This window comes from Bacillus sp. RB3, from assembly GCF_030164735.1.
Taxonomy (GTDB): Bacteria; Bacillota; Bacilli; order Bacillales; family Bacillaceae_G; genus Bacillus_A; species Bacillus_A cereus.
On the sequence record NZ_JASNGE010000003.1, the window covers coordinates 127,966 to 141,959 of the forward strand.

Here is a 13,994-nt window from a genome sequence, read left to right on the forward strand (position 1 = left end):
ATTTCTTAATCATCAAAATCCGATCTATGTTTTGTTGAAATTCCTTTCGCTGCTTTTTTTACATGTTGTGGCCTTGCTTGTACATCTCTTGTATCAATCATTGTTAAAGGAAAACGGATCCAAGAATCTTTAACAGATTGTTGTCTTGTTGGATAAAACAAAGCGTACGGCTTGCGTAAAGAAGTAAGTCTAAATAGATGGGTGAATAAAAAGATAAATCCAAGTGAAATACCGAAAAGTCCTCCTATTTCTGCAAATATGAGAAACGGGAAACGTAGTAATCGAACCGCATTACCCATTTTATAAATAGGTGTAATAAAGGAAGCGAGTGCTGATAAGGCAACGATAATTAATAAAATATTACTCGTTAAACCTGCTTGTACAGATGCTTGCCCGATTACGATACCCCCTACGATACCGAGCGTTTGACCAACTTTCATCGGTAACCTTGCGCCGGCTTCTCTTAATAAATCAATTGCAAGTTCTAAAAAGAGAGCTTCAATTAAAGGCGGGAACGGTACTTGTGCTCTTGATAAAATTAAAGTTTCAAGTAAATCACTCGGAATAAGTTCATAATGATAATTTAAAACTGCAACGTATAACGGTGTAGCGCAAATTGAAAATAGAACGGCAATTAATCTTAAAATCCTTGAAAATGTAGCGTACATCCAGGAGACGTTATAGTCTTCTGGTGAAATGAAAAAATCGAAATAGGATACAGGTGTTAGTAAAACACTCGGAGAACCATCAACAAAAATAGCAATTTTCCCATCAATAAGCGCTTTTGTAACTCTATCAGTACGTTCTGTATTGATATAGAGAGGGAAAATCGATTTTTCACCCATTAATTCTTGTAAATAAGCACTATCATTAATTTGATCATATTCAAGAGCGCGTAATGACTCTTCTAGAAAATCTACATTATCTTTTTCAGCAAGGTTGTCTAAGTACATCATGACAACTTTTGTTTTGGAAAACTCGCCGATAATCATTTCTTTTGTTTGTAAATCTAAAACAGGAAGACGTTTTCGAACTAAATTAATGTTTGTATCAATATCCTCTACGAAACCTTCTTGCGGACCAATAACAGTTGATTCGTTTAAAGGAGGGGTTGGTGCACGATAATTATCAATTGCAATGTTTGCAAGCATACATTTTTGATCTTGCTGATTCAATTGAATAATCGCATGCCCCTTTAAAACCATATCCTCAATTTTTTGTAAGTCGTTCGTAATTGTAATGCCGCTCATCGGGATATGTTCCTTAAGCTCTTCTAGTGATGCGTTAGGTCGTTCTAAAAGAGTGGGCATTAAATACTTTTGTAATTTTTCTCCATCAAGTGAAGGGCGATAGTAAGAAATCCAATAAGGCATCGTTTCATCGTCGGATGTATGATAATTTACAAAATCACTAGACTTTTTCAGCTTCTCTATTAAATTTTGTAAAGAATGAATACGATCTTTTTCTGGTTTTGTAAAGTCATAAATACTATTACCTCCAGAGCTTTGTTGCTTACTTTGAGAAGGTTCATCTTGCTTAGCGTTTTGCTGTTTATCTTGAAACGAATCACCTTGTTTAGCACTTTGTTGTTTATCTTGAGACGAATCATCTTGTTTAGCACTTTGTTGCCTATCTTGAGAGGAATCATCCTGTTTAGCGCTTTGTTGCTTATCTTGAGACGAATCATCTTGTTTAGCACTTTGTTGCCTATCTTGAGAGGAATCATCCTGTTTAGCGCTTTGTTGCTTATCCTGAAACGAATCACCTTGTTTAGCACTTTGTTGCCTATCTTGAGAGGAATCATCCTGTTTAGCGTTTTGTTGCTTATCCTGAGAAGGGTCATCTTGTTTAGCACTTTGCTGCTTATCTTGAGAGGGATCATCCTGTTTAGCGTTTTGTTGCTTATCCTGAGAAGGGTCATCTTGTTTAGCACTTTGCTGCTTATCCTGAGACGAATCATCTTGTTTAGCGTTTTGTTGCTTATCCTGAGAAGAATCACCTTGTTTAGCGTTTTGTTGCTTATCCTGAGAAGAATCACCTTGTTTAGCGTTTTGTTGCTTATCCTGAGAAGAATCACCTTGTTTAGCACTTTGTTGCTTATCCTGAGAGGAATCCTCTTGTTTAGCGCTCTGTTGCTTATCCTGAGACGAATCTTTTTGCTCGTTATTTTTACCTTTATTATGTTTCATACTTCTAGTCTGTTCTTTGTTATCATCCTCTTGATTGTTAGAATGCTGCTCCTGATTATCTGTTTCGTTTGCTTCTGGTTTATTTGATTTTTTTTTCTTACGTAACCAATTCCAAATCATATGTACGCCCTCTTTAATCTTGTAATATAGTGCTATTTTGTGGCTAATTTTGTATATTATTCATTTATTTATGAAAAGAAGAAGGAGATTAGTTTGCATAGAAAAAAAACTTTAGTAAGCAGTTCATACTATAACGGGGAGAGGGAGAGTCTGTGCAAATTGTAAAAAAGGAGAAGTTTGTTTTAAAAGGGTTTACGTTTGAAAATGGCAGAGAAATTCCTGTTCAAATGGGATACGAGACATATGGCACTTTAAATAGAGAAAGGTCAAATGTGATTTTGGTTTGTCATTATTTTAGTGCAACAAGTCATGCGGCAGGAAAATATACAGTTCATGATGAGGAGTCTGGTTGGTGGGATGGGCTAATTGGACCTGGAAAAGCAATTGATACAAATAAGTATTTTGTTATATGTACGGATAATCTTTGTAATGTGCAGGTGAGGAATCCATATGTAATTACAACAGGACCGAAATCAATTAATCCAGAAACTGGAGAAGAATATGCTATGGATTTTCCGATTTTTACATTTCTTGATGTAGCTTGTGTGCAATATGAGTTAATAAAAGGTATGGGAATTTCAAGGTTACACGCTGTAATCGGACCGTCGGCGGGGGGGATGATTGCACAACAATGGGCGGTTCACTATCCACATATGGTAGAGCGGATGATTGGCGTTATTACGAACCCACAAAACCCAATTATTACGTCAGTAAACGTAGCGCAAAATGCGATTGAGGCAATTCAACTCGATCCAAATTGGAAAGATGGAAAATATGGAGAAGAGCAGCCGATAAAGGGGCTTCATTTAGCAAATAGAATGATGTTTATGAACGCGTTTGATGAGCATTTTTATGAAATGGCATTTCCTCGTAATAGTATAGAGGTAGAACCTTATGAAAAGTTTTCTACACTAACATCATTTGAAAAAGAGATAAATAAAGCGACATATACAAGTATAGAGCTAGTAGATGCAAATTCATGGATGTATACTGCGAAGGCAGTTTTATTGCATGATATTGCACATGGGTTTTCTTCACTAGAAGAATCTCTTTCTAACATAGAAGCGAATGTACTTATGATTCCGTGTAAACAAGATTTGCTTCAGCCGTCTCGTTATAATTATAAAATGGTAGATATTTTGCAAAAACAAGGGAAGTATGCGGAAGTGTATGAGATAGAAAGTATAAATGGGCATATGGCGGGAGCATTTGATATTCATTTATTTGAAAAGAAAGTTTATGAATTTTTAAATCGGAAAGTATCTAGTTTTGTTTAGAAGACAAATGATGGGGAAAAGGTGCGATGTTTGTAGTAGGCACCTTTTTTTACATGATTTGTAGACGGAAAATATATGTAGCTATTGCTATACCGAAAAACGCTATGCTAAGCAATAGAAATAAGAATGACATTTCTTGTGGGGATTTTATTTTTCTATTATTTTTCATACTAAGAGCAATAATTGCAGCGAGTAAGAACACAATGCCCATAATGAAAAGAAAAAGTGTCATTTTAATCGACTCCTTTCATAAAACAAGTATATTGAGGATACAATGTGCTAGTTATGTTTGTAAAGAATAAGTTTTACGAGAAAATTGAGAAATAGCTTTTCGATTCTTTGCGTTCTTTCTTTTGCATGCTAAAATTGGTAGAGAATGTTTGTGAAAAAGAAACTAAAAGTTTTATTGTATATAAGGAGGAACTACATATGACAGAAGTTAAAACAATCACTACAGAAGAGGTACAAGAGCGTTTAGAAAATGGAGAAACGTTATTTTTAGTAGATGTAAGAGAAGATGAAGAAGTAGCGGCAGGAAAGATTCCAGAAGCTGTACATATTAAAATGGGCGATATCCCACATAAAGTAGATTTCTTTAATAAAGAGAATGAATATATCTTTATTTGTCGTTCAGGAATGCGCAGTGAAAATGTATGTCATTATTTAAATGAACAAGGGTTTAAAACAGTGAACATGGTTGGCGGTATGCTTCAATATGAAGGTGAAACGAAATAGTTAATTGTAAAAAACTTGAAACGAGTCTGTTTCAAGTTTTTTTCTTTTGCATACAGTATAAAAAAGGAGGAGGGGTAAATGGGGATTAATTTGCGTAAAGTAAAAATTATTAATAATACAGGAGCTGTTAATGTCGGTGACTGTTATGATCTCTCACCTTTAGCTGTAGCAAAAGTATATGCAGGTGCTGGAGGATCGAGTGCGGCTATTTTTTTAAATGGAAAAAGGCAGCCAGAAGCGGTCATTAGAACATCAGTATTTCTTCCGCCTTTGGCAACGAGTACACGTACGTTAGGTTCATAGAGGAAAGGTAGAGTGTAATTATGCCTGCTCATATAAAAGAGTTTGTTATTGTGAATAACACTGGAAATATATTTACCGGTGATAATTTGAGCGACACTTCATTTACTGCTTCGAAATCATATAGTGGTTCAATGGGGTGTACTTGGATTGATGTTGTTACAGTAATAGGGACGGAGACGAAGCTTTGTTTACAGCCGGGAGATTCGGTGACGACGACGTATACAAGGGGCACTCCTGCTGGTACTGTAACAGGAGCAAATATGGGGCAAAATGTAAATACATCGAGTATAGCGCAAGCTGTCCCTAATACAGATAATATGGATTCAATTGCAGGACTCCCTTAAGAAATTAAGGGAGTTTTTATTATTTAAAATAAAAATAGTCTTGGAAATTATTTTTGTAAATAGATTAAGAAGAGGCTTATTTATTATGAAAAAGACGGTTTGTAGGCGGTGAAAGTGTGAAGAATCGTGATAATAATCGGAAGCAAAATTTGTTAAGCTCTAATTTTAGAATTCCACCCGAACTTATTGGGCCTACTTTCCCCCCTGTTCCAACTGGGTTTACAGGTATAGGGATTACTGGTCCAACCGGTCCACAAGGCCCAACAGGACCTCAAGGACCAAGAGGATTACAAGGTCCGATGGGGGAGATGGGCCCGACAGGACCTCAAGGTGTGCAAGGGATACAAGGATCAGTTGGGCCAATAGGTGCAACTGGACCAGAAGGACAGCAGGGCCCACAAGGATTGAGAGGACCACAAGGAGAAACTGGAGCGACAGGACCTCAAGGGGTGCAAGGGTTACAAGGTCCGATTGGTCCAACGGGAGCGACTGGGGCACAAGGTATACAAGGGATACAGGGAGTACAGGGGCCAATTGGAGCGACGGGACCTGAGGGACCTCAAGGGATTCAAGGCGTCCAAGGGTTACCGGGTGTAACTGGTCCACAAGGAATACAAGGAGCACAAGGGATACAAGGAACACAAGGACCGAGTGGAAATACAGGTGCAACCGGAGCAACTGGTCAGGGGATAACAGGCCCGACTGGAATAACAGGTCCAACTGGGATAACTGGACCATCTGGAGGACCTCCTGGTCCGACGGGGCCGACTGGTGCGACAGGTCCGGGCGGTGGACCGAGTGGAAGTACAGGTGCGACTGGAGCAACTGGGAATACTGGAGCTACAGGAAGTACAGGGATAACAGGAGCAACGGGAAGTACAGGTCCGACTGGAAGCACGGGAGCACAGGGCTTGCAAGGAATCCAAGGGATTCAAGGGCCAATTGGTCCAACAGGTCCAGAAGGTCCGCAGGGTATTCAAGGTATTCCTGGTCCGACGGGAGTAACTGGTGAACAAGGAATACAAGGGGTTCAAGGTATTCAAGGGGCAACGGGAGCAACAGGGGATCAAGGTCCACAAGGTATACAGGGGGCTATAGGGCCTCAAGGGGCCACAGGAGCAACAGGAGATCAAGGTCCACAAGGAATACAAGGAGTACCAGGGCCATCAGGAGCAACAGGCCCACAGGGAGTTCAAGGGATACAAGGTCCGATGGGTGATATAGGACCAACAGGTCCAGAAGGCCCAGAGGGACTTCAGGGCCCGCAAGGAATACAAGGTGTGCCAGGGCCAGTTGGAGCAACGGGTCCAGAGGGTCCTCAGGGGATACAAGGTATTCAAGGATCGGTAGGAGCAACAGGCCCACAAGGTCCACAAGGAATTCAGGGAATACAAGGTGTGCAAGGGATAACGGGAGCAACTGGAGTACAAGGAGCAACTGGAATTCAAGGGATACAAGGGGAAATAGGAGCAACGGGTCCAGAGGGTCCCCAAGGAGTGCAAGGTGCTCAAGGGGAGATTGGTCCAACAGGTCCGATGGGTCCCCAAGGTGTGCAAGGAGTACAAGGAATTCAAGGAGCGACGGGCGCACAAGGAGTGCAAGGTCCACAGGGAATTCAAGGAATCCAAGGTCCGACGGGGGCAACAGGAGATACGGGAGCAACTGGGGCGACAGGGGAAGGCACTACAGGTCCAACAGGAGTAACCGGTCCAACAGGGGTAACAGGCCCATCTGGAGGACCAGCAGGACCGACCGGCCCAACGGGGCCATCAGGTCCGGCGGGAGTAACAGGTCCATCTGGTGGACCACCTGGCCCGACAGGAGCAACCGGGGCGACAGGAGTAACAGGAGATACTGGGGCGACAGGCTCAACTGGAGTGACAGGAGCGACAGGAGAAACGGGAGCAACCGGAGTGACGGGTTTGCAAGGTCCGCAAGGAATCCAAGGTGTGCAGGGAGAGATAGGTCCGACGGGTCCCCAAGGTGTTCAAGGTCCCCAAGGGATTCAAGGAGTAACGGGGGCCACTGGAGATCAAGGTCCGCAAGGGATTCAAGGCCCACAAGGCGACATAGGTCCAACCGGCCCACAAGGAATTCAAGGCCCACAAGGTTCTCAAGGAATCCAAGGAGCGACAGGGGGAACAGGAGCACAAGGTCCACAGGGAATCCAAGGTCCGCAAGGTGACATAGGTCCGACTGGGCCACAAGGTCCAACTGGAATCCAAGGGATACAAGGAGAGATAGGTCCAACAGGTCCAGAAGGCCCAGAGGGACTTCAGGGCCCGCAAGGAATACAAGGTGTTCAAGGGCCAGTTGGAGCAACGGGTCCAGAGGGTCCTCAGGGGATACAAGGCATTCAAGGACCGGTAGGAGCAACAGGCCCACAAGGTCCACAAGGAATACAGGGAATACAAGGTGTGCAAGGGATAACGGGAGCAACTGGAGCACAAGGAGCAACTGGAATTCAAGGGATACAAGGGGAAATAGGAGCAACGGGTCCAGAGGGCCCCCAAGGAGTGCAAGGTATACAAGGGGCGATTGGTCCAACCGGTCCGATGGGCGCACAAGGAGTGCAAGGAATACAAGGGATTCAAGGAGCAACAGGTGCACAAGGAGTGCAAGGCCCACAAGGGATTCAAGGGATACAAGGTCCGACGGGAGCAACAGGAGATACGGGGGCAACCGGAGCGACGGGAGAAGGAACTACCGGTCCAACAGGAGTAACCGGTCCAACAGGGGTGACTGGCCCGTCAGGAGGACCAGCAGGACCGACCGGCCCAACGGGGCCATCAGGTCCGGCAGGAGTGACAGGTCCATCAGGTGGACCACCTGGTCCGACAGGAGCAACAGGTGCGACAGGAGTAACAGGAGATACCGGGGCGACAGGCTCAACTGGAGTGACAGGAGCGACAGGAGCAACGGGAGCAACCGGAGTGACGGGTTTACAGGGCCCGCAAGGAATCCAAGGTGTTCAAGGAGAGATAGGTCCAACCGGTCCACAGGGTATTCAAGGTCCACAAGGAATCCAAGGAGTAACGGGGGCAACCGGAGCACAAGGTCCCCAAGGAATTCAAGGCCCACAAGGCGACATAGGTCCAACCGGCCCCCAAGGAATTCAAGGTCCACAAGGTCCTCAAGGAATCCAAGGAGCGACAGGGGCAACCGGGGCACAAGGCCCACAAGGAATCCAAGGTCCGCAAGGTGATATAGGACCGACCGGCCCACAAGGCCCGCAAGGAATTCAAGGCCCGCAAGGAATTCAAGGCCCAACGGGAGCTACAGGAGCAACCGGAGCGACAGGGCCCCAAGGAATTCAAGGTCCCCAAGGAATCCAAGGCCCGCAAGGAATTCAAGGTCCAACGGGAGCTACAGGTGCAACCGGAGCGACAGGTCCCCAAGGAATTCAAGGCCCGCAAGGAATCCAAGGTCCAACGGGGGCTACAGGAGCAACCGGTTCACAAGGTCCAACTGGAGATACAGGTCCAACCGGAGCTGGAGCCACTGGAGCGACCGGGGCGACTGGAGTTAGTACAACTGCAACGTATGCATTTGCGAATAATACATCAGGAACCGCTATTTCCGTTTTATTAGGTGGTACGAATGTACCATTACCGAACAATCAAAATATTGGTCCAGGAATAACCGTTAGTGGTGGAAATACTGTATTTACAGTTGCGAATGCAGGAAATTATTATATAGCTTATACAATTAATTTAACGGCAGGATTAGTTGTAAGTTCTCGTATAACTGTAAATGGCAGTCCGCTTGCGGGAACGATAAATGCTCCGACAGTTGCTACTGGTTCATTTAGTGCAACAATAATTGCTAACTTGCCTGCTGGAGCTGCTGTTAGCTTACAGTTATTTGGAGTAGTTGCAATAGCTACATTATCTACAGCAACGCCAGGGGCTACCCTGACTATTATTAGATTAAGTTAATAAGCAGAGAACCTTGAAGCTTTTATGTTTCAAGGTTTTTTTATCTTTGTATTTGTAAGTAAACCTCGTTAACCAGGGGGGAGTGAATCCCCTCTAATTATTTAAAGTTTCACTTTATTCGCTTGAGCAAAAACATCGCAGTTCGAAAATATATTATAATAGAATGAAAAGAAAGAAATTTGGCAGAAAGGGAGGGTGGCGATGCAGGAGATGGTTAAAGATTTTTTTGGACGCCCACTTCAAGATTTACGTATATCTGTCATTGATCGTTGCAATTTTAGATGTACATATTGTATGCCAGCGGAAATATTTGGGCCAGAATATGCTTTTTTGAAAGACGAGTTTTTACTAACTTTTGATGAAATTGAGCGTTTGGCAAAATTATTTGTTAGCATCGGTGTACGGAAAATTAGACTTACTGGCGGTGAGCCACTGCTTCGTAAAGATTTAACAAAACTTATTGCACGTCTTGTGAAAATTGATGGGCTAATAGATATAGGGTTAACGACAAATGCTATTCATTTAACGAAACAAGCGAAGGCATTAAAAGAAGCTGGATTACATAGAGTGAATGTTAGTTTAGATGCGATAGATGATGACATATTTAAGAATATTAATGGTCGAAATATTAATACGAAACCGGTAATTAAGGGAATTATAGCAGCTAAAGAGGCGGGCTTGGAAGTAAAGGTAAATATGGTTGTGAAAAAAGGGATGAACGATCATCAAGTACTACCGATGGCTGCGTATTTTAAAGAGCAAGGAATCACGCTTCGGTTTATTGAGTTTATGGATGTTGGTAGTACAAATGGGTGGAATTTTGATCAAGTCGTTACAAAACGAGAATTGATTGAGATGATTCATAAGGTGTATCCGCTTGAGCCAGCTGAAGCGCATTACTTTGGTGAAGTTGCGAAGCGATATCGGTACGTTGGAACAAATGTTGAAGTTGGTTTTATTACATCTGTTTCTGAGTCATTTTGTGTCTCTTGTACGAGGGCGAGAATTTCGGCAGATGGAAAGTTTTATACGTGCTTATTTGCGACAGAGGGTTTGGATGTAAGAGAACTTCTTAGAGGAAATCTTTCGGATGAGGAGTTATTAAGTGTTATACAAGATGTATGGATGAATAGAAAAGATAGGTATTCGGATGAACGAACAGAAGAAAGTGCAAAAAATCGTCCGAAAATCGAAATGTCTTATATAGGAGGATAAGAAAGGGGGCTATCGCATGCAGGAGCGATATTCAAGACAAATATTATTTTCTGGTGTTGGAGAAGAAGGGCAGAGAAAAATAAGAGAGAAGCATGTGCTTATTATTGGTGCTGGTGCTCTCGGTGCGGCAAATGCAGAAGCGATTGTTAGAGCGGGTGTTGGAAAAGTAACGATTGCTGATCGTGATTATGTAGAATGGAGTAATTTACAAAGACAACAACTATATACAGAAGAAGATGCAAAGCAGTATAAACCGAAGGCGGTAGCGGCAGCAGAGCATTTAAGAGCGATTAATTCTGAGGTGGAAATAACTCCGGTTGTGACAGATGTAACGGTGCAAGAAATGGAAGAATTAGTGAATGATGTAGATTTAATATTAGATGCGACAGATAATTTTGAAACGCGTCTTCTCATTAATGATATTTCACAAAAGTATAATATTCCGTGGATATATGGTGGGTGCGTTGGAAGCTACGGAGTAACGTATACAATTTTACCAGGGAAAACACCGTGTTTTCGCTGTTTAATGGAGCATCCGGCGAGCGGAGCAACATGTGACACAGCTGGTATTATACAACCGGCAGTACAATTAGTAGTTGCGCATCAAACTACGGAAGCGCTGAAAATATTAGTAGAAGACTACGGAGCGCTTCGTGAAACGATGTTATCATTTGATCTTTGGAATAATCAACAGATGGCATTTAAAGTGAATAGGCAGAAAAAAGATACTTGTTTATCTTGCGGAAGGTTACGTACATATCCGAGTTTAACATTTGAAGCACAAACGAAAACAGAAGTGTTATGTGGGCGAAATACAGTGCAAATTCGTCCAGGTGTGCGGAAGAATTTTAATTTGGAAGAAATTAAAAAGCGCTTACAAAGAAGCGTAGAGATAAAGGCGACACCTTATTTATTGTCGTTTCCGGTAGAAGAATATCGTTTTGTTTTATTTACAGATGGCAGAGCTTTCATTCATGGGACGAATGATATAAATGTAGCGAAAAGTTTATATGCAAGATATATAGGTTGAACCTAAAGGGAATCCTTTAGGTTCAACGGAGAAAGGATTATGAATTTCTCGTATAATCTCCACTTTTTCCGCCTGTTTTTTCAAGTAAGTACGTTTCGCCGATAATCATACCTTTATCGACAGCTTTACACATATCATACACAGTAAGAGCGGTAGCCGAAGCAGCTGTTAAAGCTTCCATTTCAACACCGGTGCTACCTTCTGTTTTAACTTTTACTTCAATGAGTAAACGATATTGTTCTTCTGATTGTTTCCAATCGAAAGAAACGTCAACACCTTTTAATAGTAAAGGATGGCACATTGGGATAATATCAGAAGTACGTTTCGCAGCCATAATGCCTGCGATTTGCGCAACTGCTAATACGTCACCTTTCCCAATTTCATTGTGAGAGATTTTATCGTAAATTTCTTTCGTAACGACAATGCTAGAGCACGCAATTGCTGTTCGAACGGTTGCTTTTTTGTCACTTATATCAACCATCTTCGCGCGTCCTTGGTCATTAAAGTGTGTAAATGAAGACATGGAATTCCTCCTTGAAGTAATTTCTATTGAATATATAAAGTTTAATCGAGATAAAAAAAATTGCAAATATGAGGTGAGAAACGATGGTAGAAAAACGAATTCCAATTCAAGTTGCTGAGGCAGTAGAACGGGTAATGAAATATGCAAAGCATGGTGAAGTAGAAGAAATTTCTATTACGGAAAGTTACGGGAGAATTCTCGGGGAAGATGTTGTCTCAGATCATGACGTTCCTCATTTTGATCGTTCCCCTTACGATGGTTTCGCCATTCGAGCAGAAGATACGAAAGAAGCAACTCAAGAGAATCCAGTTGAATTTGAAGTAATAGGAGAAATCGGGGCAGGTTCTGTTTTTACAGAAGAAGTAGGATCTTTTCAGGTGGTTCGTATTATGACAGGAGCAGCTATTCCAAAAGATTGCAATGCAGTCGTAATGCTAGAGCTGACAGAAGGGTTTGAGAAGAACGGGAAAACATATATGAAGTTAAAACGCCCTTTTAATAACGGTGACAATGTGTCGTTTAAAGGAGAAGATATAAAACAAAATCAAGTTCTCGTTCAGAAAGGCGTTGCAATTAATCCAGGTGTTGCCGCCTTATTAGCAACGTTTGGATATAGCACTGTGAAAGTTGTAAAACAGCCTGTTGTCGGTATTGTAACGACAGGAAGTGAATTATTAGAAGTACATGAGCCATTAGAACCGGGGAAAATTAGAAATAGTAACTCGTATATGATCGCAGCTCAAATTATGAAAGCTGGCGGGAAAGTTCGTTATTATGGTCAACTCGCGGATGAGTTAGATGCATGTTTTACAGCTGTTCAATCAGCGGTGGATGAGGTCGACATTTTAATTACAACAGGCGGTGTATCAGTAGGAGATTATGACTACTTACCAGCTATTTATGAAAGGTTACAGGCAAATGTACTCTTTAATAAGATAGCCATGAGGCCCGGAAGTGTAACGACAGTAGCTGAAGTTGATGGAAAGTTACTCTTTGGTTTATCAGGAAATCCGTCTGCTTGTTATGTAGGCTTTGAATTATTTGTGCATCCAATTATAAAAACGTATTTGTATGCGAAGGAACCTCACGTATATAGAGCGGATGCTATTTTACAAAAAGATTTTCCAAAGCCAAATCCATTTACTCGTTTCGTAAGAGCGAACGTAACAATTGTGGACGGGGCGTTACAAGCGATGCCAGTTGGTTTAGATAAATCGAGTGCGGTATCTTCACTTGCAGATGCGAATGCTTTTATCGTGTTACCTGGAGGAACGAGAGGATTTGAGACCGGAATGAAAGTATCCGTATTATTGTTAGAGCACTCTGAGGGATGTGATTGGCCATGGGCAAAGCCCCTTCAATCTTACAAATAGTAGGATATCAAAATAGCGGGAAAACAACACTTGTTGAGAAAGTGGTGCATGCATTAGCTGAACGAAAAATGAAAGTTGCTACAATTAAACATCACGGGCACGGAGGCTTTCCAGAAGTAGCGCAAAAAGATAGCGAAAGACACCGTAAAGCTGGTGCTGTCGTAAGTAGTGTAGAAGGTGCTGGATTGCTTTCACTTTCTTCACTAAGAAAGAAATGGTCCTTGCAAGAAATTATTCGCTTATATGAGTTTTTTGAAGTGGATACAATTTTAATAGAAGGCTATAAAAAAGAGAATTACTCGAAAGTAGTGTTACTTCGTTCTGCGGAAGACATTGAACTTTTACATAAAGTAGAAAATATAGTGGCGGTTATTACGTGGTATGATGTTCCGGCAAATATACGAGAAGAATATAAAGTATTTCATATAACAGAAGAAGAGTTGTACATAGACTGGTTTTTACAAACGGTTAGGAGTGCGAAATGATAAATACATATTATGAAGTAATTGATACAGAAATCTCAATTGAAGAAGTAACGAAGAAAGTAATTCGACGTGAATGCGGTGCTGTTACAACATTTATTGGAACGGTTAGAGAGTTTACGAAAGGGCGTCGTACATTATACTTAGAGTATGTTGCTTATAAGACGATGGCAGAAAAGATGCTAGAGAAAATTGGCTTGGAAGTGAAAGAGAAATGGCCAGGTACATATGTTGCGATTACACATCGCATCGGTACGTTGCAAATTTCTGATATAGCGGTTGTTGTTGCTGTTTCAACACCACACCGTAAAGCGGCTTATGAAGCGAACGAATATATTATGGAACGCATAAAACAAATTGTTCCGATTTGGAAAAAGGAGTTTTGGGAAGATGGTGACTCATGGATTGGTGATCAATTAGAAAAAACACCATATCCGGCGGGAGAGCCTGGGAAGGAGCTATAAG

The 13,994-nt window shown here is 41.9% G+C and carries 13 protein-coding genes; 10 read left to right on the forward strand and 3 right to left on the reverse strand.

The annotated features are described in order from the left end of the window. Positions 1-5: 5 nt before the first annotated feature. Complete coding sequence (locus QO049_RS06045) at positions 6-2,309, reverse strand: spore germination protein (RefSeq protein ID WP_284489205.1); 2,304 nt, start codon at positions 2,307-2,309, stop codon at positions 6-8. 152 nt (positions 2,310-2,461) lie between these two features. Between QO049_RS06045 and QO049_RS06050 the strand changes: the two genes are divergently transcribed. Further along, positions 2,462-3,586 (forward strand): homoserine O-acetyltransferase family protein, encoded by a 1,125-nt coding sequence (locus tag QO049_RS06050; protein WP_097995472.1) that lies wholly within the window; start codon positions 2,462-2,464, stop codon positions 3,584-3,586. Positions 3,587-3,635: 49 nt separating this feature from the next. Here the strand turns inward: QO049_RS06050 and QO049_RS06055 are convergent, their stop codons facing one another. After that, positions 3,636-3,818 (reverse strand): hypothetical protein, encoded by a 183-nt coding sequence (locus QO049_RS06055; RefSeq protein WP_000171888.1) that lies wholly within the window; start codon positions 3,816-3,818, stop codon positions 3,636-3,638. A gap of 197 nt (positions 3,819-4,015) precedes the next feature. Here QO049_RS06055 and QO049_RS06060 point away from each other — a divergent pair, with 197 nt between their 5' ends. The 6 genes from QO049_RS06060 (at position 4,016) to QO049_RS06085 (ending at position 11,151) form a co-directional block, all read left to right on the forward strand. Next, complete coding sequence (locus QO049_RS06060; RefSeq protein ID WP_000141207.1) at positions 4,016-4,321, forward strand: rhodanese-like domain-containing protein; 306 nt, start codon at positions 4,016-4,018, stop codon at positions 4,319-4,321. Between the two features lie 78 nt (positions 4,322-4,399). Continuing rightward, positions 4,400-4,624: a spore germination protein gene (locus QO049_RS06065; RefSeq protein ID WP_000512465.1), complete on the forward strand. Its 225-nt coding sequence runs from the start codon at positions 4,400-4,402 to the stop codon at positions 4,622-4,624. A gap of 20 nt (positions 4,625-4,644) precedes the next feature. Continuing rightward, on the forward strand, positions 4,645-4,968 hold the full coding sequence (locus QO049_RS06070; protein WP_001110848.1) for a hypothetical protein: 324 nt from the start codon (positions 4,645-4,647) through the stop codon (positions 4,966-4,968). A gap of 116 nt (positions 4,969-5,084) precedes the next feature. Beyond that, the gene (locus tag QO049_RS06075; RefSeq protein ID WP_284489206.1) at positions 5,085-8,906 is read left to right on the forward strand and encodes a BclA-related collagen-like exosporium protein; all 3,822 of its coding nucleotides are present in this window, start codon (positions 5,085-5,087) and stop codon (positions 8,904-8,906) included. A 201-nt stretch (positions 8,907-9,107) separates the two neighbouring features. Further along, the gene (gene moaA, locus QO049_RS06080; protein ID WP_001157117.1) at positions 9,108-10,121 is read left to right on the forward strand and encodes a GTP 3',8-cyclase MoaA; all 1,014 of its coding nucleotides are present in this window, start codon (positions 9,108-9,110) and stop codon (positions 10,119-10,121) included. 16 nt (positions 10,122-10,137) lie between these two features. Beyond that, positions 10,138-11,151, forward strand: coding sequence for a molybdopterin-synthase adenylyltransferase MoeB (locus QO049_RS06085; RefSeq protein ID WP_001158106.1), 1,014 nt, complete (start codon positions 10,138-10,140; stop codon positions 11,149-11,151). A gap of 37 nt (positions 11,152-11,188) precedes the next feature. Here the strand turns inward: QO049_RS06085 and moaC are convergent, their stop codons facing one another. Beyond that, positions 11,189-11,674 (reverse strand): cyclic pyranopterin monophosphate synthase MoaC, encoded by a 486-nt coding sequence (gene moaC, locus QO049_RS06090; protein ID WP_000094146.1) that lies wholly within the window; start codon positions 11,672-11,674, stop codon positions 11,189-11,191. An 83-nt stretch (positions 11,675-11,757) separates the two neighbouring features. Here moaC and moeA point away from each other — a divergent pair, with 83 nt between their 5' ends. From moeA to moaE, 3 genes are read left to right on the forward strand one after another with little or no spacing between them, the layout of a single operon-like run. Further along, positions 11,758-13,047 (forward strand): molybdopterin molybdotransferase MoeA, encoded by a 1,290-nt coding sequence (gene moeA, locus QO049_RS06095; protein ID WP_000229696.1) that lies wholly within the window; start codon positions 11,758-11,760, stop codon positions 13,045-13,047. After that, positions 13,017-13,532, forward strand: a complete 516-nt coding sequence (gene mobB, locus QO049_RS06100; RefSeq protein WP_000513645.1) for a molybdopterin-guanine dinucleotide biosynthesis protein B — start codon at positions 13,017-13,019, stop codon at positions 13,530-13,532. Before moeA ends, mobB begins: the two co-directional genes overlap by 31 nt. After that, positions 13,529-13,993 carry a molybdopterin synthase catalytic subunit MoaE gene (moaE, locus tag QO049_RS06105; protein WP_000611226.1) on the forward strand — a complete coding sequence of 155 codons (465 nt, stop codon included), beginning with the start codon at positions 13,529-13,531 and terminating at the stop codon, positions 13,991-13,993. The genes mobB and moaE overlap by 4 nt, the downstream gene beginning before the upstream one ends. Position 13,994: the final 1 nt, after the last annotated feature.